At 72.9% G+C, this 23,328-nt stretch carries 19 protein-coding genes; 9 read left to right on the top strand and 10 right to left on the bottom strand.

The annotated features are described in order from the left end of the window. The first annotated feature begins 99 nt into the window (after nucleotides 1-99). The 4 genes from V1260_RS00740 to V1260_RS00725 all read left to right on the top strand — a co-directional run bounded on the left by V1260_RS00740 (nucleotide 100) and on the right by V1260_RS00725 (nucleotide 4,923). Entirely contained in the window at nucleotides 100-753 is a 654-nt protein-coding gene (locus tag V1260_RS00740) for a DUF402 domain-containing protein (RefSeq protein WP_329744877.1), read from the top strand. Between the two features lie 66 nt (nucleotides 754-819). Continuing rightward, the gene (gene pepN / locus V1260_RS00735) at nucleotides 820-3,369 is read left to right on the top strand and encodes an aminopeptidase N (protein WP_329744876.1); all 2,550 of its coding nucleotides are present in this window, start codon (nucleotides 820-822) and stop codon (nucleotides 3,367-3,369) included. A gap of 103 nt (nucleotides 3,370-3,472) precedes the next feature. Beyond that, on the top strand, nucleotides 3,473-4,414 hold the full coding sequence (locus V1260_RS00730; protein ID WP_329744875.1) for a mechanosensitive ion channel family protein: 942 nt from the start codon (nucleotides 3,473-3,475) through the stop codon (nucleotides 4,412-4,414). Nucleotides 4,415-4,479: 65 nt separating this feature from the next. Beyond that, the gene (locus V1260_RS00725; protein WP_329744874.1) at nucleotides 4,480-4,923 is read left to right on the top strand and encodes a globin; all 444 of its coding nucleotides are present in this window, start codon (nucleotides 4,480-4,482) and stop codon (nucleotides 4,921-4,923) included. A 48-nt stretch (nucleotides 4,924-4,971) separates the two neighbouring features. On the opposite strand, the gene V1260_RS00720 is transcribed toward V1260_RS00725, so the two are convergent. Further along, nucleotides 4,972-5,487 (bottom strand): acyl-CoA thioesterase, encoded by a 516-nt coding sequence (locus V1260_RS00720; protein WP_329744873.1) that lies wholly within the window; start codon nucleotides 5,485-5,487, stop codon nucleotides 4,972-4,974. Nucleotides 5,488-5,519: 32 nt separating this feature from the next. Here V1260_RS00720 and V1260_RS00715 point away from each other — a divergent pair, with 32 nt between their 5' ends. Then, a complete protein-coding gene (locus V1260_RS00715) occupies nucleotides 5,520-6,452 on the top strand; it encodes an acyl-CoA thioesterase (protein ID WP_329744872.1) in 933 nt (310 codons plus the stop codon). Between the two features lie 13 nt (nucleotides 6,453-6,465). Here V1260_RS00715 and V1260_RS00710 read toward each other — a convergent pair whose 3' ends face one another. Together V1260_RS00710 and glgP are read right to left on the bottom strand one after the other, a co-directional pair. Then, the gene (locus tag V1260_RS00710; protein WP_329744871.1) at nucleotides 6,466-7,782 is read right to left on the bottom strand and encodes an ABC transporter substrate-binding protein; all 1,317 of its coding nucleotides are present in this window, start codon (nucleotides 7,780-7,782) and stop codon (nucleotides 6,466-6,468) included. Nucleotides 7,783-7,821: 39 nt separating this feature from the next. Next, entirely contained in the window at nucleotides 7,822-10,380 is a 2,559-nt protein-coding gene (glgP, locus tag V1260_RS00705; RefSeq protein WP_329744870.1) for an alpha-glucan family phosphorylase, read from the bottom strand. A 289-nt stretch (nucleotides 10,381-10,669) separates the two neighbouring features. Here glgP and V1260_RS00700 point away from each other — a divergent pair, with 289 nt between their 5' ends. Further along, nucleotides 10,670-12,418, top strand: coding sequence for a hypothetical protein (locus V1260_RS00700; protein WP_329744869.1), 1,749 nt, complete (start codon nucleotides 10,670-10,672; stop codon nucleotides 12,416-12,418). A gap of 93 nt (nucleotides 12,419-12,511) precedes the next feature. Here the strand turns inward: V1260_RS00700 and ettA are convergent, their stop codons facing one another. From ettA to V1260_RS00680, 4 genes are read right to left on the bottom strand one after another with little or no spacing between them, the layout of a single operon-like run. Beyond that, complete coding sequence (ettA, locus tag V1260_RS00695; RefSeq protein ID WP_329744868.1) at nucleotides 12,512-14,194, bottom strand: energy-dependent translational throttle protein EttA; 1,683 nt, start codon at nucleotides 14,192-14,194, stop codon at nucleotides 12,512-12,514. After that, nucleotides 14,116-14,964 carry a hypothetical protein gene (locus tag V1260_RS00690; protein ID WP_329744867.1) on the bottom strand — a complete coding sequence of 283 codons (849 nt, stop codon included), beginning with the start codon at nucleotides 14,962-14,964 and terminating at the stop codon, nucleotides 14,116-14,118. The genes ettA and V1260_RS00690 overlap by 79 nt, the downstream gene beginning before the upstream one ends. Before the next feature lies 1 nt (nucleotide 14,965). Further along, nucleotides 14,966-15,655 carry an HAD family hydrolase gene (locus tag V1260_RS00685; protein ID WP_329744866.1) on the bottom strand — a complete coding sequence of 230 codons (690 nt, stop codon included), beginning with the start codon at nucleotides 15,653-15,655 and terminating at the stop codon, nucleotides 14,966-14,968. Then, on the bottom strand, nucleotides 15,652-16,785 hold the full coding sequence (locus V1260_RS00680) for a YlbL family protein (RefSeq protein ID WP_329744865.1): 1,134 nt from the start codon (nucleotides 16,783-16,785) through the stop codon (nucleotides 15,652-15,654). Before V1260_RS00680 ends, V1260_RS00685 begins: the two co-directional genes overlap by 4 nt. 136 nt (nucleotides 16,786-16,921) lie before the next feature. Here V1260_RS00680 and V1260_RS00675 point away from each other — a divergent pair, with 136 nt between their 5' ends. Then, nucleotides 16,922-18,499, top strand: coding sequence for a zinc-dependent metalloprotease (locus V1260_RS00675; protein WP_329744864.1), 1,578 nt, complete (start codon nucleotides 16,922-16,924; stop codon nucleotides 18,497-18,499). After that, a complete protein-coding gene (locus V1260_RS00670) occupies nucleotides 18,489-19,076 on the top strand; it encodes an NUDIX hydrolase (protein ID WP_329744863.1) in 588 nt (195 codons plus the stop codon). Before V1260_RS00675 ends, V1260_RS00670 begins: the two co-directional genes overlap by 11 nt. 80 nt (nucleotides 19,077-19,156) lie before the next feature. Here V1260_RS00670 and V1260_RS00665 read toward each other — a convergent pair whose 3' ends face one another. Further along, complete coding sequence (locus V1260_RS00665; RefSeq protein WP_329744862.1) at nucleotides 19,157-19,789, bottom strand: M48 metallopeptidase family protein; 633 nt, start codon at nucleotides 19,787-19,789, stop codon at nucleotides 19,157-19,159. Between the two features lie 530 nt (nucleotides 19,790-20,319). Here V1260_RS00665 and V1260_RS00660 point away from each other — a divergent pair. Next, nucleotides 20,320-20,478, top strand: a complete 159-nt coding sequence (locus tag V1260_RS00660; RefSeq protein WP_010551122.1) for a DUF5679 domain-containing protein — start codon at nucleotides 20,320-20,322, stop codon at nucleotides 20,476-20,478. Between the two features lie 106 nt (nucleotides 20,479-20,584). On the opposite strand, the gene V1260_RS00655 is transcribed toward V1260_RS00660, so the two are convergent. Further along, nucleotides 20,585-20,887 carry a WhiB family transcriptional regulator gene (locus V1260_RS00655; protein ID WP_329744861.1) on the bottom strand — a complete coding sequence of 101 codons (303 nt, stop codon included), beginning with the start codon at nucleotides 20,885-20,887 and terminating at the stop codon, nucleotides 20,585-20,587. 290 nt (nucleotides 20,888-21,177) lie between these two features. Beyond that, on the bottom strand, nucleotides 21,178-23,328 hold the full coding sequence (locus V1260_RS00650) for an ATP-dependent DNA helicase UvrD2 (RefSeq protein ID WP_329744860.1): 2,151 nt from the start codon (nucleotides 23,326-23,328) through the stop codon (nucleotides 21,178-21,180).

Genomic DNA, 23,328 nt, shown 5'->3' with positions numbered 1-23,328 from the left:
CGCCCCATACGCCTACCCCTTCACGGGCAGCGCAGCCCCGGCCCGGTGGCCGGTCGGTACGGGGCGTCCGTGGAGGCCGATCCGGCCGGGACCTCCACCATGTCTTCCACCCCGCGCTGGTCGCCCGGCGACCAGGTGACCTGGACCTACTACACCCCTCAGCACCCCACACGCACCGTTCGCCCCGGCACCGTCGTGCTCGACGACGACCGCGGCGTGGTGGTGTGGATCGCCCCCGGCACCGAGGTGCTGCTGCCCGTGCTGCAGTCCGGGGCGGCCCTGCGCCGCGCCGGCGACGAGGGCATGTTCACCGCCCCCCGCGTGCAGTCCAAGCAACTGTGGACCGGCAACGGCATCCTCATGATTGGCCTGCCCGACACCCCGTACTCGGTGTGGCTGTTCTACAAGGATGACGGTTCGCTCGGCTGCTACTACGTGAACCTCGAGACGCCCTACGAGCGCACCGAGGAGGGCATCCGCACCCGCGACCTCGTGCTGGACCTCGTGGTGCTGCCCCGCCGGGACTGGCACTACAAGGACGAGGACGAGCTCGAGGGCGCCGAGCGCACCGGCTACTTCTCCGCCGAGGAGGTGGAGGGGATCCGCGAGGCGGGGCGCCTCGCCGAGCGGCACATCGCCGACTGGGCCTACCCGTTCTCCGCTGGCTACGAGTACTTCTTCCCGGACCCGTCCTGGCCCCTGCCCACCCTCCCCGATCACTACACCTGGGAGCTGGACCTGACTCGGCGGTGAGCGGGCCGCGCTGATGCGCCCTCGATTACCCAGGGGTGACCTCCCGGTCAGTGGCAGGATGTCTCCATGTCCTCCGAGAACCTCACCCGCGACGAGGCCCGCAGCCGCGCCTCGTTCCTCGCCACCGACGCCTACGACATCCGCCTGGACCTCACCACCGGGCCGGAGACGTTCCGCACCGAGACCACGATCCGCTTCACCGCGAGCGAGAGCCGCGAGACCTTCGTCGACCTGCTCGCGAAGGCGGTGACCGAGGTCGAGCTCAACGGCGAGCTGCTCGAGGATCCCGCCTCCCGCTTCGACGGCGCCCGGGTGCAGCTGCCCGCCGTGCGCGAGGGCGAGAACACGGTGCGGATCCTCGCCGAGGGGCGCTACATGAACACCGGCGAGGGCCTGCACCGCTTCGTCGACCCGGTCGACGACGAGGTGTACCTCTACACCCAGTTCGAGGTCTCCGACGCGCGGCGCATGTTCGCCTGCTTCGAGCAGCCCGACCTCAAGGCGACCTTCGCGCTGACCGTCACCGCCCCCGCCCACTGGCGGGTCATCTCCAATGCCCCCACCCCTGCGCCGTCGCCCGCCGGAGAGGGCACCGCGACCTGGGCCTTCGAGCCGACGGAGCGGATGTCCACCTATCTGGTCGCGCTCATCGCGGGCGACTACCGCGGCGGTGAGGGCGCGGTCACCACCCGCGACGGGCGCACCATCCCGATGGGCGTCTTCGCCCGCGCCTCGCTCGCCGAGCACGTCGACGCGGACTACGTCATCGACGTGACCCGTCGCGGCATCGAGTTCTACGAGGAGGCCTTCGACCAGGACTTCCCGTTCCGCAAGTACGACCAGGTGTTCGTGCCGGAGTACAACATGGGCGCGATGGAGAACCCCGGCGCCGTCACCTACGTCGAGTCCTACGTGTTCCGCTCCGAGGTGTCCGACGCGATCCGCGAGCGGCGCGACCTCACGATCCTGCACGAGCTGGCGCACATGTGGTTCGGCGACCTCGTCACCATGCGCTGGTGGGACGACCTGTGGCTGAACGAGTCCTTCGCCGAGTACGCCTCGACCCTCGCCTCGGCCGAGGCGACCGACTGGACCGATTCCTGGACCACCTTCGCCGTCTCGGAGAAGGGCTGGGCGTACCGCCAGGACCAGCTGCCCTCGACCCACCCGATCGTCGCCGACATGGTCGACCTCGAGGCGGTCGAGACCAACTTCGACGGCATCACCTACGCCAAGGGCGCCTCGGTGCTGCGCCAGCTCGTCGCCTACGTGGGCCGCGAGGAGTTCCTCGCGGGCGTCCGCGCCTACTTCGCGAAGCACGCCTGGGGCAACACCGAGCTGCGCGACCTGCTGGTCGAGCTCGAGGCGACCTCCGGCCGGGACCTCTCCTCGTGGGCGGCGCTGTGGCTGCAGACCGCCGGGGTGAACACCCTCTCCCCCGTCCTGGAGCAGGACGCCGACGGCACCCTCACCCGCTTCGCGATCGCGCAGACCGCCCCCGCCGAGCACCCCACCCTGCGTCCGCACCGCCTGCAGGTGGGCGGCTTCTCGCTCACGGGCGGCCGGCTCGAGCGCACCGAGAGCGTCGAGCTCGACGTGGACGGCGCCCTCACGGAGGTGCCCGCCCTCGTCGGGAAGCGCGCCGACCTGTGGCTGATCAACGACGGCGATCTCGCCTACGCGAAGGTGCGCCTGGACCCCGCCTCCCTCGCCGTCGCCATGGAGCACCTGCGCGACCTCGCCGACCCGCTGGCCCGCACCCTGCTGTGGTCCGCCGCCTGGGACATGGTCCGCGACGGCGAGCTGCCCAGCCGCCGCTTCCAGCAGCTCGTGCTCGCGAACCTCACCGGCGAGCAGTCCTCCTCCGTGATCCGCACCCTGCTCCAGCAGCTCGAGACCGTCGCGGGTCCCTACGCCGCCCCCGCGGACCGGGCCGGACGCACCTCCGCCGCGGCGTCCGCCCTGTGGGAGCTCACGGAGCAGGCCGAGCCCGGGTCCGACACGCAGCTGCAGTGCCTCGAGGCCTTCGCCCGCCTCGCGAGCACGGACGCGCACCGGGAGGTCCTCGCGGGTCTGCTCTCCGGCGAGCGCACGCTGCCGGGTCGCACCATCGACACCGACCTGCGTTGGAAGCTGGTCATCGCCTTCGCGGCCCTCGGCGGTCTCGACGAGGCGGGGATCGACGCGGTCCTCGCGACCGACGACACCCAGTCCGGCCGCAAGTCCGCGCTCACAGCCCGCGCCGCACGCCCCACCGCCGAGGCGAAGGCCGAGGCGTGGCGGACCACGATGGAGCAGGACGAGCTCGCCAACGAGTCGGTCACCGCCGTGGTGCTCGGCTTCCGCCGGGTGGCCGACGAGTCGCTGGTCGCCCCCTACCGTCGGCGCTACTTCGCGGCGCTGCGCCAGATCTGGGCGGAGCGCAGCAACGAGATCGCGAACCGGCTCGCGCAGGGCTACTTCCCCTCCGAGTTCGGTGGCCAGACCGTGCTCGACGACGCCGACTCGTGGCTCGAGGAGAACGAGGACGCCCCCTTCGGCCTGCGCCGCATCGTCGTCGAGGGCCGCGACACCGTGGCCCGCCAGGAGCGGGTCCGCGCCGCCGACCGCGACTGACACCGCGACCCGCAGGCCCGCCCCGGGATCGTGAGCAGTCGCACGGTCTCGGGGCGGGCCTGCGACACGGACAGCGGCCAGGGCCGGGCGCTACCGTGGCGGCATGCCTGATCTGACCCCGCTGCTCTCCGCCCCGAGCGCCGACGAGGCGCTGACCGTCATGGACTCGCTGCTGCGCTGGCTCGTCACGAGTGGCGTGCGGATCATCGTGGTGCTCGTCGCCGCCGCGGTCGTCAGCGGGGTCGTGTCCTGGCTGCTGCGCCGCTTCTTCCGCACCATGGCGGACTCCTCGGCCCGTCTGTCCTCGGTGACCGGGGCCGTGGTCCGGCGGGACGCCCGCGCGCAGAAGGCCGCGCAGGCCCGTCGGGAGCAGCGCGCCGAGACCCTCTCGAACGTCGCCCGGAACGTGGCCCGGATGGTGATCTGGGCCGTCGCCCTGGTGATGGTGCTGTCCGAGCTGGGGGTCAACATCGCCCCGGTCATCGCCTCCCTCGGCGTGATCGGCCTCGCCGCCGGCATCGGCGCCCAGACGATCATCAAGGACATCGTCGCCGGCATCGTGATGCTCTTCGAGGACATCGTCGCGGTCGGCGACTACGTAGACCTCGAGTACGCCGAGGGCACCGTCGAGGGCATCAATCTGCGCGTCACCCAGGTGCGCGGCATGGACGGCGCGCTGTGGACGGTCCGCAACGGCGAGATCATCCGCATCGGCAACCGGTCCCGCGGCTTCTCCAACGCGGTGGTCACCCTGGACATCGACGCCAGCGCCGACGACGAGCAGGTCACCGCCGTGCTCGAGCAGGTCACCGCCGAGCTCGCGGCCGACGAGACGTGGAAGCCCGTGATCCTGGGCCCCGCAGACGTCTCCGGCATGCTGGGCGTGGACGGCACCCGCTACCAGCGCCGGGTGATCGTCCAGACCGCCCCCGGCGAGCAGTGGGCGCTCGAACGGGAGCTGCGCGGCCGGATCCGCACCGCCTTCGCGAGCGCCGACATCGCCTTCGCGGTGCCCCGCTTCGTGGACGCCGTCAAGCCCGCCTGATCACGCCCCGCCCGCTCCACCCCGTCCCGCCCCGCATCATCACCCCAGAGTCCCGGAGGACCCCCATGACCGGAGATCCCGCAGCACAGATCAGCTTCTACGAGGCGGTGGGCGGCGAGCCCACCTTCCTCGCCCTCGTGGACCGCTTCTACGCGGGCGTCGCGGAGGATCCGCTGCTGCGGCCGATGTACCCCGAGGAGGACCTCACCGGGGCGAAGCATCGCCTGGCGACCTTCCTCGCCCAGTACTGGGGCGGTCCGAAGACCTACGGCGCCGAGCGCGGCCACCCGCGGCTGCGGATCCGCCACGGCATCTTCCCCGTCTCCCCGGCGGCCCGGGACGCGTGGCTCGGGCACATGCGCGACGCGGTCGACTCCCTCGAGCTGGCGCCCCTGCACCGCGAGACCCTGTGGGACTACCTCGAACGGGCCGCGCACTCGCTGGTGAACACCGTCGACGGCGGCGAGGCGCCGATGGCCGGCCAGGTCGTTCCCGATCAGCTCTCCTGACCCGGCGACCGCCGGGCCGGTCGCGGCTCGCGCGCGCGGCCCCGCGGCTCAGTCGCGGAAGACGAGCCCCTCGCCGGTGAAGGGCGCGAGGCGTTCGCGGGAGTCCGCATCGAGCCGCACCGGCCGGCCGCTGACCGCGTCGACCATCACCACGACGGTGCGGGCCCGCGCGTAGGGCGAGGTGCCGCCCGGATCGTCGCGGGTGAGCACGAGGTAGTCGACCGCGATCGACGCCCCGCCGAGGCGGGAGATCCACAGGCGCACCACGGCTCCGTCGCGCCGGTGCCCGAGCATGCGCGTGTACTCGATGCGCTGCGAGGCGATCACCGTGGAGACCGGCGCATCGGTGCCGCCGCCCGGGAGCGGGGCGATCGCCGCCGGGGCGCCCAGGGCGATCTGCTCGGCGGGCGCGAGCCAGAAGGCCGCGATGCGGGCCTCCTCGAGCAGGCGCACCATCGCGGCGTTGTTCACGTGCCCGTAGGCGTCCAGATCGGTCCAGCGGACGGGGACGGTGACGTCCACGGCGGTGTCGGGGGCAGCGGGGGCCGCAGCGGAGGAAGCCATGCCGTCCATCGTATGACCAGTACGATCGGCCCATGAGCACCCCCGTTCCGGATCCCTCCGCCGTCGTCGCCGGACTCGTCGACCTGCTCGACCTGCGCCCGCTCGACGTGGACCCCGCCCTCTCGGCCCCGACCACCGTCGCCGCCTTCGAGGGCGACTCCAACCCCCAGCCGGGCGGGCACGTGTTCGGCGGGCAGGTGATGGGGCAGGCGGTCACGGCGGTGGGCCGCACCGCCCCGGAGGGCCGTCGGATCCACTCGATGTACTCCTACTTCCTCGCCCCCGGCGACCCCCGGCACCCGATCCGCTTCCAGGTGGATGCGCTGCGCGACGGCGGCTCCTTCTCGGTGCGGCGCGTTCTCGCCACCCAGCCGGGCCGCACGGCCGACGAGGGCGAGCGCACTATCCTCGCGATGACCGCCTCCTTCCAGGAGGAGCAGGACGGGCTGGAGCATTCCGAGCACGCCCCCGAGGCCCCCGACCCGGACGGGCTGCCGACGACCGCGGAGGTCCTCGCCGGCATCGACCACCCGGTGGCCCGCTACTGGTCCACGCAGCGCCCGATCGACATCCGGCACGTGACGGACCCGATCTACCTGCGGCCCGACGCGAACGGCGGCGCGACGGACACGCAGATGGTGTGGATGCGCACCCTCGCGCCCGTCGCCGCCGACGCCCTGGTGCACGATGCGATCCTCGCCTTCGCGAGCGACTACACGCCCTTCGAGCCGATCCTGCGCCGGCAGGGGCTGAGCTGGATGACCCCGGGACTGAAGATGGCGACCATCGACCACGCCATCTGGTGGCACCGGCACGTGCGGGCCGACGAATGGCTGCTCTACGTGCAGCGCTCGCCCAGCGCCGCGGGCGGGCGCGGGCTCACCCACGGTCAGGTCTTCGACCGGGCCGGCGACCTGGTCGCGACGGTCACCCAGGAGGGCATGATCCGCGCTCGCGGCGCTTGATCCCGCGAGCGGATCAGCCGACGGCCGCCTCGGCCGCCGCCTGCGCGCGGGGCATCGCCTCGGCGGCGGCGGCCTCCCCGCGGAACACCTCCGCGATCACGCCGAGCGCCGCCGCGGTGCCCTCGGCCGAGCGCAGCCCGTGCTCGGGCGCGGCGACCTCCTCGGGGGCGCCGATCGCGCTGACGTCCACGCCCTGCTCGGACCAGGCCTGTTCCCAGGCGCTGCGCAGATCTCGATGACCGGGGATGCCGATCCGGTTCTCGGCCAAGGGCCGCTGGCCGTCGACCGTGCCGAGCCAGCTCATCAGCTCGCCGATCGCCGCCTCGCGGTCCTCGTCGTCCGGGTCGACCGCGACGGCGGCGACCGCGTGGACCAGCGGACGCGCCCCGCGCGGGCCGGGGATCACCGGATGGACGGACCACGGGAAGCTCTGGGCGATCCCGTCGCCCAGGGTGCCGAGATCGTAGGTGCCGGTCTGGAGCAGGCCCAGGCGTCCCTCGAGGAAGAGGTTCCGGCAGCGCGCGGGGTCCTGGGTGGTCTCGGTGCCGTCGGGGGCGAGGAACGAGGTGGTGAGATCGGCGAGGTACTGGATCGCGGCGACCGCCTCGGCGGAGTCGAGCGCGAAGGCACCCTCCTCGTCCTGCCAGCGCCCGCCCTGTCCGGCCACGAACGGGCCCAGCACGGCGCTTCGGTCCAGGTGCGCCCCGAAACCGAAGGCGGTGCGGGAGGCGGCATCGAATCCCTCGTCGCCCGGGTGGCGCCCCTCGCCGTCGACCGTGATCGCCCGGGCGAGATCCCGGAGAGCGTCGGAGGGCGCGCCCGGCTCCGCGCCGAGGGCGGTGGCATCGCCCCCGGCACCGGAGACGAGATCGTCGTGCGCCACGAGCAGCGACTGGTCGGAGTACTGCGGCACGCCCCACAGGGCACCGTCGACGGTGTACTGGTCAGCGGCGATCTGATCCCACTGACCGACCACCGAGCCGACCATCGGCCCCGCCTCGAGGAGATGATCCCCCTCGATCGCCGCGGCGAGGTTCGCCGTGTTCATCCAGATCACGTCCGGAAGGGTGCCGGCCGCGGCGTCGAGCGGCATCTGCTTCCAGTAGTCGTCCCAGGTCAGCACCTCGACCTCGACCGTCAGGCCGGTCGACTCGGTGAACGCCGCGAAGGAGGTGGCATAGGCCGAGGCCGCCTGCTCGCTCCACACCCGCATCCGGAGGGCGTCCCCCTCCTCCAGCTCGGGAGCGGGCCGGGAACAGGCGGAGAGCGCCCCGACCCCGGCCAGTCCCGTCGCAGCGGTGGTGAGCAGGAACTGGCGACGGGTCGGCACGGGGTCGGGACCTTCCGGGTGGGGTGCTGCGGGCGGCGCTCAGGCGGTAGCGACCAGCCCGAGCTCGGCGCGATGGGCGAGCACCGGATGCTGCGGGGTGACCCGCACGGTGAAGCCCACCTCGCCGGGGACGGCGAGCGCGAGTCGGGCGGTGTGTCGACCGTCCTCCGCGCGCTGCAGCGGGATCAGCTGCGGGTCGATGATCTCACCCTCGGCGCCGATCGGTCCCAGGACCGCCTCGACGAGGACGTCCTCGTCACGCAGCCCGCCGAGCTCGACCTCGGCCGTGAGGGTCACCTCGGCGCCCGTGGTGACCGCCCCGGAGCCCGCGCCCTCGAGCGTCGCCGAGCGCACCGCCACCTGGGACCAGGCGGCCTGCACGGCGTCCTTCCACGCGGTGAACGACCCGGCCAGCGCCGGATCGGCGTGGAAGGCGGAGGCCGCGCGCGCTGCCGGCAGATAGAGATCGGTGACGTAGTCGCGGACCATGCGGGCGGCGGTGATCTGCGGGGCGACCGAGACCAGCGAGGCCCGGACCTTGGTCATCCAGCCGCGCTGCAGCCCGCGCGCGTCGCGCTCGTAGAACAGCGGCACGATGCGGTTCTCGAGGATCTCGTAGAGGGCCTCCGCCTCGAGGCGGTTGCGCTCGCCCTGGTCGGGCAGATCCGCGGTGGGGATGGTCCATCCGGCCGTGTCGTCCTTCATCTCGTCCCACCAGCCGTCGGAGATGGAGAAGGTGAGACCGCCGTTGAGGACCGCCTTCATGCCCGAGGTGCCCGAGGCCTCCTCGGGGCGGATCGGGTTGTTCAGCCACACGTCGGAGCCGGCGATCAGCACCGAGGCCATGCGGATGTCGTAGTCCGGGAGGAAGACGATGCGGTGACGCACGCCGTGGTCGTCGGCGAACTGCACCAGCTGCTGGAGGAACTCCTTGCCGGGGCGGTCGGCGGGATGGGACTTCCCGGCGATCACGAACTGGACGGGGCGGTCCTCGTCCAGCAGGATGCGCCGCAGCCGCTCCGGATCGCTCAGCATCAGCGTGAGGCGCTTGTAGGTGGAGACACGGCGGGCGAAGCCGATCGTGAGGGCGCGCGGATCGAGGATCGACTCGGTCCAGGCGAGTTCCGCCTCGTCGGCTCCGCGGCGTAGCCAGGCCCGCTTCACATGGGCCCGGGCCATGTCCACGAGCTCCTCCCGCAGCGCGTCCCGCGCATCGGTGAGGTCGTGATCGGTGAGGGTCGACAGCGCGGACCAGTCGGACATCGCGGAGATGTCGACGTCGCCGAGCGCCTTCTTGTAGAGGTCGTCCATGTGCGCCGAGGTCCAGGTACGGCGGTGCACGCCGTTGGTCACCGAGGTGATCGGCACCTCGGGCACGTCGAAGCCCGGGTAGAGGTCCTGGAACATGCCGCGGGAGACGGCGCCGTGGAGCTTCGCGACCCCGTTGGAGCGCTGGGCGATGCGGAAGCCGAGGTGCGCCATGTTGAAGATCTCGCCGCCCTCCTCGGTCCCGAGGGCAAGGGACGCCTCGACGGGGAGCGCCGGGATCAGGCGGGAGATCCCCGACTCGTCGGCGTCGAGGTAGCCGCGCAGCTCCTGGGCCGCGAAGCGGTCGATGCCCGCGGGGACGGGGGTGTGCGTGGTGAAGACGGTCCCGGCGCGCACCTCGGCGACGGCCTCGGCGAAGCTCGCGCCGGCCTGCATCAGCTGGCCGACCCGCTCGAGGCCGGAGAAGCCGGCGTGGCCCTCGTTGAGGTGGAAGACAGTGGGCGCGGGGTGGCCGGTCGCCGCGGCGAAGGCGGCGACGGCGCGCACGCCGCCGATGCCCAGGACGATCTCCTGGACGATGCGGTGCTCGTGGTCGCCGCCGTAGAGGCGGTCGGTGATCTGGCGCGCCTCCTCGTCGTTGGACTCGACGTTCGTGTCGAGCAGGAGCAGCGGGATACGACCCACCTGCGCGACCCAGAGCGCGATGGCGACCTCGCGACCGCCGGGGAGGGTGACGGAGACGGTGACCTGCTCGCCGTCGGCGCCGCGGACCTCGCTTACGGGGAGCTCGGCGGGATCGTTGAGCTTGTACTCCTCCTGCTGCCAGCCGCTGCGGTCCAGGGACTGCGAGAAGTAGCCCCACTGGTAGAGCAGGCCGATCGCGACCAGCGGCACGCCGAGGTCGGAGGCGGACTTGAGGTGGTCGCCGGCGAGGATGCCGAGGCCGCCGGAGTAGATCGGGAGGGTCGGGGTGATGCCGAACTCCATCGAGAAGTACGCGATCGCCGGGGTGCCGACGCCGTTCGCGGGCACGGTGCGCTGGAACCAGCGGCCCGAGTCGAGATAGGTGCGCAGGTCGCCGGACTCCGCGCGCATGCGGGCGAGGAAGGTCTCGTCGTGCGCGGCCTCGTCAAGACGGCCCGCGGGGACCCGCGGGAGCATCGCGATGGGGTTGCCGCCGCTCGCGGAGAACGCCTCGGGGTCGAGGCTGCGGAAGAGGTCGACGGTCTGGCGGCGCCAGGTCCAGCGCAGGTTCAGCGCGAGGTCGCGCAGGGGCTCGAGGACGCTCGGGAGGGCGGAGGACACCGTGATCGTGGAGATCGGCTTCATGGCACGAGAGTACCCGAGGAGTCGGGGCCGGCTTGCACTGATCTTGCGGAGCGTCGAACTCGGCCACGAGCTGCGAGTTACGCCTGTCCACCTGCAACGATGTTCTCCCGTCACACCCCGCCGACGCTCCTTCCGGCCCAGATTTCTGCAAGTTCTTTCCAGCGGCTTCGTCCGGACTGACCACCCTCTCCATCCACCGCGCACCCCGGGGAGGTCTCCGGCCTGCCACAATGTCTGGTCGAGGCATCAGGGGTGGGGACCCGTCAGGCACCGTCAGGGAGGACGTCCGATGAGGATCGGGACGAATACGGGGGAGATCGTCGAGATCCCCGAGGACACGATCGACCTCTCCGAGCGTCTGGATCCCGTCCGCACCCTGCTGCGTCGCATCGCGGGCGGGGATCATCGCGCCGCCCGCGGCCTCGTCGACCTCCTGGCGCCCAGGGTCCACGGCCTCGCAGTGCAGGTCACGGGGTCCTCCGCCCGTGCCGAGCGGATCTCGATCGCCGTGCTGCGCTCGTGCCTGCGCGATGCGGCGCAGCTCGCAACGGGAGGGCTCCCCGGGGAGGTGGCGGTGCTCGATCGGGCGCGCCGCGCCGCGGTCTCGACCTCCCCGCGCGGCACCGTGCGCTCCCTGATCTCCCCGGAGGACGCCGCAGACCGCACCCGCGACCGTCGGGAGATCGAGGTGCAGCGGGTCCTCCTGACCCTGCCCCCTGCCGATCGCGCCCTGGTGGAGTCCGCCGCACAGGGCCGCTTCCCCTACACGGCGAACGAGCGGGAGGATGCCGCGACGGTCCTGGCCGAGGCGCTCGAGCGCCTGGTGCCCTCGGGGCCGCTGGCCGAGCCCGAGTCGGGGTCACGCGCTGCCCGGGCCCTCGCCGCCCTGGACGCCCTCGCCCTCGCCACGTCGGAGGAGCAGGCGCAGCTGACGCGCCTGTCGTCCTCCGGGGAGACCGTGCTGATCCATCGGCGGGCGATCGAGGCGGCGGCCCGGCTGACGCTGCTGACCGCCGTGATGCCCAGCCGGGATCTGCGCGTCCCCGTCCTCGAGGGCTTTCCGGCGGCGCACCTCGGGAGCCCCGCGGGCCCGACCGGCCGCGACGGGACGACGGGGTCCGTCCCCGCGGCGCGTCCCGGCCCGGCCGCGGGCCCCGCCCCATCCGCGGGCACCGCGCCGTCCGCGGGCACCGTCTCGTCCGCGGGCCCCGCCTCGTCTGCCCCGTCCACCCCGTCCGCCGGCACCGCGCCCTCGGCGCCGTCGGCGTCCGCCGCCCACCCTGCGCCCGCCGTCCCGTCAGCCGCGATCGCCCCGGGGCCGGAGGCGCCCTATCGCGGCTCCTATGCGACACCGGTGCTGGGCACCGACAGCCAGCGCCGCCTGGTGGGGCCGCCCGCTGTGGCCGGGACCCGGCTGGGCTCCGCGTCGCTGGCCTCCCCCGCCACTCCGCTGCCGTCCCCGGGCGCTGTCCCCGACGGCGGGGAGTCCGGGGCCGCCGCCCCCGCCTTCGCCTACACGGGATCCGCGCAGGACGACCGGAGCCGGCGACGCCGACGCGCCGAGGCGCGGGCCGCCCGCCGCCACCCGCGCGGCGCGCCGTGGATCTCGCGCACCCTCGCGGTGCTGGGACTGATCGGCGCGCTCGTGCTCGGCCTGCTGCTGCTCGGGGCCCGCGACGATCTCGCCCGCACGGAGGAGTTCAGCGCCGCCTGGGCCGCGCAGAGCATGGACCCGAGCGCTCGGTTCGTGCCGGGCGTGAGCGACAACGGCACCTGGCAGGCGGTCCTCACCGACACCGAGCTCGCCCTGCGCGCCGAGGGCGTGCGCGGGTACGACGGCGAGGTGCTGCAGCTGTGGGGCGAGCAGGACGGGGCGCTGCAGGACCTCGGCGTGCTCGAGCTGCAGACCGACGGCAGGATCGAGCTGACCGCGGAACAGGGGGTCGAGCGGCTCCTGGTCACGCGCGAGATGTCGCCGCGGAACATGTCCGGCACCCCGTCCGAGCGGATCGTGGCGAGCCTCGACCCCGCGCACTGAGCCGGCGTCCCGGAGACCTGCCCCGGGGACGACGGAGGGGCACCGCCGCTCGGCGATGCCCCTCCTCCGTTCCGGGCCGCGGCCCGGTGCGGATCAGTCGCGAGTCAGGCGGCGATAGGTGACACGGTGCGGTCGCGCCGCATCCTCGCCCAGTCGCTCGACCTTGTTCTTCTGGTAGGACTCGAAGTTGCCCTCGTACCAGTACCAGTTCGAGGGGTTCTCCTCGGTGCCCTCGTAGGCCAGGATGTGCGTCGCGACGCGGTCGAGGAACCAGCGGTCGTGGGAGACGACCACGGCGCAGCCGGGGAACTCCAGCAGGGCGTTCTCGAGCGAGCCGAGGGTCTGCACGTCGAGGTCGTTGGTCGGCTCGTCGAGGAGCAGCACGTTACCGCCCTGCTTGAGGGTGAGCGCAAGATTGAGGCGGTTGCGCTCGCCGCCCGAGAGGACGCCGGCCTTCTTCTGCTGGTCCGGCCCCTTGAAGCCGAACTGGGAGACGTAGGCGCGCGAGGGGATCTCGACCTTGCCGACCTGGATGAAGTCCAGCCCGTCGGAGACGACCTCCCAGAGGTTCTTCTCCGGGTCGATGTTCTCGCGGTTCTGGTCGACGTAGCTGATCTGGACGGTGTCGCCGATCCGAAGCTCGCCGCCGTCCAGCGGCTCGAGGCCGACGATGGTCTTGAACAGCGTGGTCTTGCCGACGCCGTTGGGACCGATGACGCCCACGATGCCGTTCGGCGGGAGCGAGAAGGAGAGCCCGTCGATGAGGGTGCGGTCGCCGAAGCCCTTCTGCAGGTCCTTGGCGTTGATCACCACGTTGCCCAGGCGCGGGCCCGGCGGGATGGTGATCTCCTCGAAGTCGAGCTTGCGGGTCTTCTCCGCCTCCACGGCCATCTCCTCGTAGCGGGCCAGGCGCGCCTTGGACTTGGCCTGGCGACCCTTCGCCGAGGAGCGCACCCACTCCAGCTCCTCCTTGAGGCGCTTGGCGAGCTTGGCGTCCTTCTTGCCCTGGACCTGCAGGCGCTCCTCCTTCTTCTCCAGGTAGGTGGAGTAGTTCCCCTCGTAGGGGTAGAGGTGGCCGCGGTCGACCTCGGCGATCCACTGGGCGACGTGGTCGAGGAAGTAGCGGTCGTGGGTGACGGCGATGACGGCGCCCTCGTACTGCTGCAGGTGCTGCTCGAGCCAGAGCACGCTCTCGGCGTCGAGGTGGTTGGTGGGCTCGTCCAGCAGCAGCAGGTCGGGCTTCTCCAGCAGCAGCTTGCACAGCGCCACGCGGCGGCGCTCACCACCGGAGAGGTGGGTCACCGCCTCCTCGCCGGGCGGGCAGCGCAGGGCGTCCATCGCCTGCTCGAGCTGCGAGTCGAGATCCCAGCCGTTCGCGGCGTCGATCTCGGTCTGGAGCTTGCCCATCTCCTCCATGAGGGCGTCGAAGTCCGCATCGGGCTCCGCCATCTCCTCGCCGATCGCGTTGAAGCGCTGCACCTTCCGGTACAGGTCGCCCATGCCCTCTTGGACGTTCTCCAGGACGGTCTTGGACTCGTCGAGCGGGGGCTCCTGCAGCAGGATGCCGACGGTGTAGCCGGGGCTGAGCCGCGCCTCGCCGTTGGAGGGCTGGTCCAGGCCCGCCATGATCTTCAGGATTGTCGACTTGCCGGCGCCGTTGGGGCCGACCATGCCGATCTTCGCGCCCGGGTAGAAGCTCATGGAGACGTCATCGAGGATGACCTTGTCGCCCACGGCCTTGCGGGCCTTGTACATCGTGTAGATGAACTCTGCCAATGTGGTGTCCTTGTCGAAGCGTGGTCGGGGTGCGGGGGTCTCACCGGCGCGCCGCGGAGCGGTGCCGCACGGGAGTCGTCACGGTGCCCGACTCTACCGTCCCGCCGCAGGAGCGGGTCCCCCCGGGACCTACTGCGCTCCCGCGGGCTCGAGCCCCGCGGCGAGGGCAACGCCGCGAGCGTGTTGAGGACCCACCAGGACGCGAAGAACCACACCGCGGCCGAGGCCCCGCCCGCGAGCAGGAGCGCACCGGCCCGACGTCGTCCGTGCGAGCCGCCGAGGAGCGCGAGGGCTGCTCCGGCCCCGACGGCCCCGAGCACGGGGACGGCCAGCACGATCCCGCCGAGATCGAGCAGCGACCCGAGCGTGAAGAAGCCCACCACGGCCAGCAGGACCAGCAGCGCTCCCGCGAGCACCGCTCCCCCGACCCCGGCGATCAGACGATGGCTCCGTTCGACCGCATCGGGGACCAGATTCGCCGTCAGCAGGATCATCAGCGAGAGCATCCCGATCAGCACCCCGAGGACGAACAACATCCGGGGCAGGGTCGAGACGCCGTATCCGAAGGCCGGACCGTACGTCGCGCGGGCGAGGACGGCGCCCACCAGCGCCGCAGCGGTCGCGAGCAGTTGCAGCCACCCGGCGAGGCCCAACGAGGCGGGGCCCAGCGAGGCGCGGCCGACGGGCGGTGCGGGGTGCGGCAGGGTGCGCGGCGGCACGGCGCCGTGCTGCACCCGGCGGGACGGAGGGGGGACCGGCGGGCCGCTCATCTCAGTCCACCAGCACGCCGCGCTCGGCGAGGATGCGCCGCGCGATCACCGTGCCGTGCTCACCGCCCTCGCCGGTTTCCTCGCCGTTGCGGGGCCAGCGGTGGGCGTGGAGGCCGAGCGCACGGGCCGCCTCGACGTTGTCGGCGCGGTCGTCGAAGAACACGACGGCCGAGGGGATCGACACCCCGCCGGTCTCGTGCGCGAGGGCGTCGAGCAGGATCCGGTAGATCTCGGCATCGGGCTTCATCACCTTCTCCTCCGCGGAGATCACCGCGAAGGAGAACGCCTCGAACCAGTCGGTGCGGCGCACTGCCTCGCCGAAGGAGGCGGAGGCGTTCGACAGCAGCACCAGGCGCACCCGCGCCCGGGCGAGGTCGTGGATCAGCTCGCGGGAGGCAGGGTCCAGGCGCAGGAAGTAGCGGTTGTCGGCGTCCTGCAGCTCCTCGATCTCCGCGGCCGTCAGCGAGTCGACGCCGACGGCGGCGGCGACCGCGCCCCAGTACTCCGCCGGGCTGGTCCGGCCCTCGTCGTAGGCCGGGCGGTGCGCCCACAGCGCCTCGGCGAGGACAGCGGGATCGCCGCCGAGCAGCTCGTGGAGGTCCGGGACCGGGTCGTGCCCGGCGGAGAGCACTCCCCCGAAGTCGAAGACGACGGTGGGGCTCGGCGGCGTGCGGCGGCGGTTCCTGCTCACTTCTCGATCACGTCCTCACAGGTGACCAGGCCCTCGGTGGAGCCGGTCTCGGCGATGGTCTCGGTGGCCTCGACGGCCTGGTCGAAGGTCTCCACGGCGACGACCTCGAGGCCGTCCGGCTCGTAGCCGACGACCTCCTGGCAGTTCGCGGCCGGCGCGAGGAAGAAGTCGGCACCCGTGTCGGAGGCGCCGACCAACTTCTGGCGGATCCCACCGATCGCGCCCACGGCGCCGTCGGCCGCGATGGTGCCGGTGCCGGCGATCGACTCCCCGCCCGTGAGCGCCCCCGGGGTCAGCTCGTCGTAGACGGCGAGGGAGAAGATCATCCCGGCGCTGGGGCCGCCGATATCGCCGACGGCGAGGTCCACCTCGAAGGGGAACTCGTATCCGTCGGAGAGGACGATCCCGAGCCGAGCGGTGCCGTCGACCTCTTCAGCGGGGACCTCGAGCTCGAGCTCCTCACCGTCGCGGCGCACGGTCATCGCGACCGGGCCGTCGGGGTCGGCGGCGCGGATCAGGGTGCGGAAGCCCTCGAGGTCCGCGGCGGTCTCCCCGCCGACGGAGACGATCACGTCGCCGGGCTCGAGGGTCCCGTCGGCGGGGCCCTCCTCCTCGACACCGGCGACGAGCACGGCGGGCTCGTACTCGATGTCGAGCGCGTCGAGCGCGACGGCGACCGCACCCTGCTGCGAGGTGCTCATCGAGGCGGTGTTCGTCAGCGCGGTCTGCTCGCGGGTCTGTCCCTCGGGGAAGACGGACTCCCGCGGCAGCACGGCCTGGCTGCGGTCGAACCAGGCTCGGATCACCTCGACGGGGGTGACGGTGTAGCCGGGACCGCCGTCGACCGAGACGGTGGTCATCATCAGCTCGCCCTCGGTGGGGTGGGTCTCGGCCCCGGAGATCACGAGGATCTGCTCCTCCTCGTACTCGCCGAGCACGTCGACGGCGGGGCCGGGCCGCTCGACGACATAGGGCACGGGGATCACCGAGGCGCCGACGATCATCGCGCACAGCAGCAGGAGGGAACCGATCGCCCAGCCCGGCCGGGCCAGCTGCGCCTCCTCGAGCCAGCGGTCGCCGAGGGCGCGGGCCCGGCGGAGTCGGGTGGGTCGGGAGGGGTCGGAGCTCACCCGGACATTGTGCCCCAGGGCCCGCGCGGGATCGGGGCGGGAGCCGATTGCGCTGTGGGCGGAGCGGCCGGACGCGCCCTGCCCGGCCCCAGCCCCGCTAGGTACGCTGAGCGCCCACGCACTGCAGGAGGTGGCCATGACCGACGGCCCGATCCCGGGCGGCCCCGGGAACATGGACGAGGAGGCGCTGAAGCGCTTCCTGAAGGAGACCTTCGGGGACGCGCTGCCCGACGGCGCGCTCGACGGGGTGGACCTCTCGGCCCTCGCCCAGCAGGCGAACCTGCCGCAGGACCCGGCGCAGCTGCGCGCCGCCGCCGCGCAGATGCAGCATCTCTTCGCCTCGCAGGGCGACGGCCCCGTGAACTGGCAGATGGCCGAGGACCTCGCCCGGCGCACCGCCGCGGGCCAGACCGGCGTGCCGGGGCTGCCGGAGCCCGTCGGCTCCCCCGGTGACCCGACGCCCTCCGCCGCGACCGTCGCCGAGCTGCGCCAGGCGGCGCAGGTCGCTCGGCTGTGGCTGGACCCGGTGCTCGCGATCGACGTGCCCTCCGCGGAGCTGGGGGTGTTCAGCCGCGGCACCTGGCTGGTGCGCACCCTGCCGCACTGGAAGGGCATCGTCGAGCCGGTCGCGAAATACATGGCGGGCGCGATCGGCGAGGCGATCGCCGCGCAGATGGGCGAGATGGGCCGGATGGACGGGGTGGCTGCCGCGGGCCTGCCCGGCGGCGATCCCGCCGCGATGATGGAGCAGATCGGCGGCACCCTGTTCGGGGTGCAGTTCGGTCACGCGATCGGATCCCTCGCCCGGGAGGCGTCCGGCACCACCGATCTCTCGCTGCCGCTCGGCCGGGAGGGCGAGCCCGCCCTGGTCGCCGCGAACGTCGAGGACCTCATCTCCGCGCACTCGCTGGACCCCGGCGCCGCGCGCATCTTCCTCGCCGCCCGCGAGATCGCGCACACCGCCCTGTTCTCCGCCGCGCCCTGGCTGGGGAAGGCGCTGTTCTCGGCGATCGAGGACTACGCCCGCGGCATCACGCTGGACCTCGACGCCCTCGACGAGATGGTCAGCGGCCTGGACCTCTCCAATCCGCAGTCGCTGCAGGCGAGGCGGCCGGAGGAGATGTTCGTCTTCACCCGGCGCGCCTCCCAGGAGCGCGCCCTCGACGAGCTCGCCACGACCCTCGCCCTCGTCGAGGGGTGGGTCGACCACGTCACCACCCGGGCGCTGGAGGGCAAGATCCCGCACCTGGACGCGCTGCGGGAGGTGCTGCGACGACGGCGCGTGGCCGGCAGCCCCGCCGAGCAGATGCTCTCCAGCACCGTCGGCATCGAGCTGCGCCCGCGGCAGGCCCGCGAGGCCCTCGCCTGGTGGGACAGCGTGCTCGCGACCGAAGGAGAGCAGGCACGCGAGGCCAAGTGGGACCACCCGGACCTGCTGCCCAGCGCCGAGATGCTCTCCGGTCGACCGCAGGCTCCGCAGGAGGCGCCCGAGGGCGAGGAGTCCGGGGAGCTGGCCGGCGTGGAGATCCCCTCGGACTTCGATGCGGAGCTCGCGCGGCTCCTCCGCGGTGAGGATCTCGGCAGCGCGCCCCGCGAGGACGAGCAGGGCCGGGTGCTGCCGGGCGACCGGGACGGCTCCGACGGGCCCGGGGGCTCCTCCGACGAGGGTCCGGACGGCTCCGCCGACGAGGGGTCCGCCGACGATGACCGCTGAGGCCCTCGCGGAGATCGCCCGGGCCGCCACCGCGCCGTCGGGGCCGGAGCTGGCGGCGGAGTACGGCGACCTGCTGCGGGAGAACCCGCGAGCGCTGCACCGCGACGGCGGCCCGCGGCATCTCACGGCGAGCGCGATCGTCGTCGACGCCCCCGGCGAGCACGTCGCGCTGGTGTGGCATCGCAAGGGCCGCTTCTGGGTGCAGCCCGGCGGACACCTCGAGGCGGGCGAGAACTCCTTCGAGGCCGCGGCGCGCCGCGAGGTCGCCGAGGAGACCGGGCTGGAAGACCTCGAGGCGGTCGGTGACGGCCCCGCCGTGCTGAACCGTCACGGACTCGACGCGGCCTTCGGCGCCTGCCACGAGCACTGGGACGTGCAGTACCTGCTGCGCACGAGACGCTCCGCGGCCGAGGAACCACTGCGGCCGAGCGAGGAGTCCCCCGAGGTGATCTGGGTGCCGTGGCCCCTGCACGATCCGGAGGCCGCCGAGACGGCGACCCTGCCCGAGGGCACGGTGCCCGACCTCGCAGCGAACCTGCGGCGCCTCGGACGGCACCTGGCGGCGCAGGGCGCCTGAGCCGCTCCCGGCTCCTCAACCGCTCGTGGTCTCTGGCGAGCGTCTGCCGTGCGGGCCGGTCCGGCCGGTGATGCGCGTCCTCAGTCGATCGCGGAGTCGTCTCCGACACCACTCCCCCGCGCCTCGGCCGCGGCAGGGCCTGCGGGCTGCCCGTCGCCCGGATCGGGCCAGTCCCGCGCCCAGGCGACGCCGGCGAGGAAGGCCTCCGCCCGCTCCACCTCCGGATAGCGGGCCATCAGGGCACGGAACTGCGCGCCGTGCCCGTCGTCGGCCAGCAGGTGGGCGAGCTCGTGCACGAGCACGGCGTGCACCACGTAGTCCGGCATCCCCTGCAACCGGGTGGAGAGCCGGATCGTGCCCTCGGCCGCGGTGCACGAGCCCCAGCGGTGCTTCTGCCGGGTGGACCAGGTGACGGAGACGGGACGGGCGCGGCCCCCGAGGTAGCGCTCGCTGAGCTCGGTGGCGAGCTGCAGGAGGTGTGCATCACCCCGCGGGGCGGAGGTGGTGCGGCTCTCCTTCGCGGCGAGCTGGTCGAGCATGCGCCGCACCCACTGCTCCTCCTGCCGCCGGGAGAAGGCCGCCGGCATCGCGATGATCAGATCGCCGTCCCGCCGGGTGATCGCGACGGAACGGGTGCGGCGGCGCGAGCGACGCACCAGGACCCGCTCTCCGCGGGGTCCGCGCTGCTGCTCGAGGAGGACGGTCTCGGTCATGCACCCAGCCTGGCACGCGCAACGGCACAAACTTTCTCCGTCCACAGGTGTGCACGGCGAGATGGGCCACAGCATGCCTGTGACCTGCACCGTCGATCTTCCCTCCACAGCGAGTCCCGGCCCGTCCGCACCCTGTCCACAGTGCAGCGGCTGTTGTCCACAGTCGGTCCCCGGCCCGCCTTTGACCGCCGCCCCGAGTCCGGCTAGGTTTCCCTGCACGTGGGACCCCGGGATAACTAGCAGGACGCACACGGGGAAGGTGCGCGTGGTGCTGAGCGCCCCCGGGGTCCTACGGCCCGATCGGCGTCCAGCCCGGTCCGGGCGGACGATGCCGGCTCGCCGTGCGCACTTCCTCGGCTCCTCGCGGAGCCCCCTCGACCCGAAGCGCGCGGCGAGCCGTCGCCCTGTCCGCGGCGCGCCTGATTCGTGCGCGCCGGGAGTCCCCGTCTATGGTGGGTCGATCCCGCGTGCATCGCCTGAGCGATCGTGCCGGGGAACGGAATCACCATCGAGTCCCACGAGGAGCGAATATGGCCGACGAGACCTACGCCGGAGAGTTCTACTGCGTCAAGTGCCGCGAGAAGCGCGAGGCCGAGGGGAACGTCGTCGTCTCCAACGGTCGCCGCATGGCCAAGGCCGTGTGCCCCGAGTGCGGCACCAAGCTCAACCGGATCCTCGGCAAGGCCTGAGGACCGCTCCCGGGCCGCTCCTCGGACGCCCTGGGGCCCAAGAAGGGGGCGGAGCACCGTGAGGTGCTCCGCCCCCTTCGTCGTGCGGCACCCGAGCGCGAAGGGCTCAGGCGGCGCTGACCGCCGAACGGTCCTTGCGGGGACGCCCCCGGCCGCGCTTCACCGCGATGATGCGGCCCGACTCGAAGATGGAGCCGCCCCACACGCCCCACGGTTCCTCGCGCTCGAGGGCACCGCGCCGGCAGTCCTCGATGAGCGGGCAGTCGGCGCACAGCATCTTGGCCTGCTCGAGGTCAGCGGGTCGTTCGGAGAAGAAGAGGTCCGCGGCCTCCGCGTCGTGGCAGGGCAGCAGATGCGCCGAGGCGGCGTCGGGGGACAGGAACGTGCTGAGGGAGGTGGTGATAGTCATCGTCTCGCTGCTTCGAAGATCGTCGGGGACGAGCCCTGTCAGGGGCGGGGTGCGGCGGCGGCGCCGCACCGGCAGCGAGGAGGACCTCGTCAGCTCAGGTGGGCACCTGCGGGGATACGACCCCGATACCGCTGCGGGAGAGCGGGCACTCCGAAGGAGTGCGGCCCTGCTTCCGCGATATTCCTGATGATCATGAGGCCACCCCCTTTCTGTGCGCGCTCACCGGTGTCCCGGTTCGCGATGCGGACGATTGACGAGTTGAGTCTACACACCCGTCACAGATCGCACATCTATTTTTTGACCTGCGGCGATGCCTTCCGGGACGCGGTTCCTGCGACCTTCCGGCGATGGGCGCCGAGGAGCTCGAGCAGCTCCTCCCCCACGCGCTGCGCCGCGGCGGGGCCGAGCCCGGGGACGGCCAGCAGCTCCTCGGCCGTCGCGGGCATCCGCTCCGCGACGGCCTCGAGCGCGGCATCGGTCAGCACGGCGTAGGGAGGACTGCCCAGGGCCGCCGCGCGGTCCCTGCGCCAGCGGCGCAGGTCCTGCAGCAGGTCCCCGCTCGCGGGCGAGGGGCAGCCGGGGTGGCGGCCCAGACGCTGCTCGGCGGGGGCCACGAGGGCCTGCCCGCAGACCCGGCACTCGGTGTGCACGGTCGCGCTGCGACGCCCCGTGCGCCGCGCGGTCGGGCCGCCTCCCCCGGGCCGACGGTTCTCGGGATGGTCGAGGATCCCGTCGAGGAAGCGGGAGGGCTTGCGGCTGCCGCGCGCGCCGGCGCTGCGGGCCGCGGCCCAGCTGACCGTGAGCAGGTCGCGAGCGCGCGTGAGGGCGACGTAGAACAGGCGCCGCTCCTCTTCGATCTCGGCCGCCGAGGAGGCCATGGAGATCGGCAGCAGCCCGTCGCTCGCCCCGACCAGGAACACGACGGGCCACTCGAGGCCCTTCGCGGCATGGATGGAGGCGAGGGTGACGCCGTCCACGAGCGGGGCGGACTGCGCCTCGGCCCGCTCCTCGAGCTCGCGCACGAGGTCCGGGAGCGCGGCACCGGGACGGGCGAGCACGGTGTCGGCGAGGCCGACGAGAGCCTGCAGCGAGTCCCATCGATCGCGCACGGCCCCGGTTGACTCGGGCGCCTTCTCGGACCATCCCTGTTGGCCGAGGACGTCGCGCACGACCCGGGCGGGCTCCTCGTGCTCGAGCCGGGCCGCGGCGCGCAGCGCGACCATCGCCCGGCGGACCTCCTGACGCTCGAAGAACCGGTCCCCGCCGCGCACCAGATAGCCGATGCCGCGGCCCGTGAGCGCCTGCTCGAAGGCCTCGGACTGGCTGTTGGTGCGGAACAGGATCGCGATGTCGGCGGCGGGTCGGCCCTCGGCGACGAGGTCGGCGATTCGCTGGGCGACGCCCTCGGACTCGGCGACGTCGTCGGGATAGGACTCGATCGTCGGCGGTTCCCCCGCCTCCCGCTGCGCGACGAGCGTGAGGCGATGGTCGCGGGTGCGCCCCCGGGCGGCGTCCAGCGCCGTGTTCGCCAGGCGCACGATCTGCGGGGTCGAGCGGTAATTGCGTTCGAGCCGGATGGTGCGGGCGCGCTTGAACTCCTGGGAGAAGTCCAGCAGGTAGGAGGCGCGGGCGCCCGCGAAGGTGTAGATGGTCTGGGCCGCGTCCCCCACCACGCAGAGATCGTCGGAGCTGCCCAGCCACAGGCGCAGCAGCGCGTGCTGCAGCGCCGAGACGTCCTGGTACTCGTCCACCACGAAGTGCTTGTACTGGGAGCGCACCTCCCGGGCGACGTCGGCCCGCTCGGTGAGGAAGCCGACCATGTGCAGCAGCACGTCCTCGAAGTCGATGACGCCCTTCTCCTTCTTCACCTCCTCGTACTGGGTGAGGATGCGGGAGATGGTGCGGGCGTCGAAGCCGGCGGCCCCGGGCCGGCGTGCGGCCTCGGCCGCGGCGGGGTACGCCTCGGGGGTGAGCATCGAGACGCGGGACCACTCCACCTCGGCGACGATGTCGCGCAGCGCGGCACGGTCCACCGAGAGGTGCAGGCGCTGGCAAGCCTCCCCCACTCCCGGGTACTTGCTCGCCATGATGTCCGGCATCGGCCCGCCCACCACCCGCGGCCAGAAATGCCGCAGCTGACGCAGCGCCGCCGAGTGGAAGGTGCGGGCCTGCACCGCCGGGACCCCCAGATCGCGCAGGCGCGAGCGCATCTCCGCCGCAGCCTTCGCCGTGAAGGTGACGGCGAGGACGTGGCGCGGGTTGAGCTGACCGGTCGCGACGCCGTAGGCGATGCGGTGGGTGATCGCGCGGGTCTTGCCCGTCCCCGCGCCGGCGAGGACGCAGACGGGCGTGCCGAAGCTGCGGGCGGCCTCGCGCTGCTCGGGGTCGAGCGCGGCGAGCAGCGCCTCGGGATCGGGGACGGGGAGCGGGGCGTCGGTCAT

Origin of the sequence: Brachybacterium sp. J144 (assembly GCF_036321705.1) — a bacterium.
In the GTDB taxonomy this organism is placed as follows: Bacteria; Actinomycetota; Actinomycetes; order Actinomycetales; family Dermabacteraceae; genus Brachybacterium.
This window is presented reverse-complemented; position numbering and strand designations above follow the sequence as displayed.